This is a genomic window from Streptomyces otsuchiensis, assembly GCF_004305975.1.
GTDB lineage: Bacteria > Actinomycetota > Actinomycetes > Streptomycetales > Streptomycetaceae > Streptomyces > Streptomyces otsuchiensis.
This window is the reverse complement of record NZ_BHZI01000560.1, coordinates 1-936: the sequence shown is the minus strand read 5'-3', so window position 1 is coordinate 936 and position 936 is coordinate 1. Positions and strand designations below refer to the sequence as shown.

General features: G+C 73.8%; 1 protein-coding gene. It reads right to left on the bottom strand.

The genetic code is table 11. The features are described from left to right. Window positions 1-39 precede the first annotated feature (39 nt). Window positions 40-936: sugar transferase (locus E0D90_RS25835; protein ID WP_174856265.1), on the bottom strand; the 897-nt coding region annotated here is incomplete at its 5' end.

Here is a 936-nt window from a genome sequence, read left to right as displayed (position 1 = left end):
ACGCCGTGGTGGGGGAGGGCGTGGTGGGGGAGGGCACAGTCAGCTCCCTCCGCAGCGGAAGCAGCCCACGCTGGTGCGGAGCATGATGGAGATGTCCTGCCACAGCGACCAGGTGTCGATGTAGTGGTTGTCGAAGCGGGTGCGCTCCTCGATCGAGGTGTCCCCGCGCAGCCCGCTGACCTGCGCGAGGCCGGTGAGCCCGACCGGCATCCGGTGGCGCTGTTCGTAGCCGGGGTAGGTCCGGCTGAACTCCGCGACGAAGTGGGGTCGTTCGGGGCGCGGTCCGACGAGGCTCATGTCGCCGCGCAACACGTTCCACAGCTGCGGCAGTTCGTCCAGCGAACTGCGGCGCAGCAGGGCGCCGACCGGGCTCATCCGGCGGTCGCCGGCGACGTTCCAGCGCGTGGCGGACTCCGCGTCGTCCACCGGCCGCAGGGTGCGGAACTTCAGGATGACGAAGGGCCGTCCGCCCTGGCCGACGCGCTGCTGCCGGAAGAGGACGCCCGGTCCGTCGGCGATCCGGACAGCCAGCGCGCACGCGAGCAGGACCGGTGAGGCCAGCAGCAGCGCGAGCGCGGCGACCAGCACGTCCAGGCAGCGCTTGGCGAGGTGGGGGGCGGCCGTCTCGCGGGGCGGGTCCAGCCGCCAGCAGGCGAAGCCCCACAAGTGGGCTGCCTGGTCGGGCCGCCTGCCGAGCGCCGCGCCCGGAACCGGCCCCGGGCCCAGTTCCGGGCCGACATCGACCAGCCAGACGGTGCAGCCCCGGACCCGGCACAGTCGCAGCAACTCCGCGTCCTCCCGTTCGCCCGGTCCGCGCACGAAGACCGCGTCGACGACGGTGTTCTGGACGATGGCGCGCGCCACCTCGTCCGGCGTACCCAGCACGGGCAGCGAAGCCCCGGCCTCCGGGGCGTCCGGAGCGGCGGGGGAGGAGGG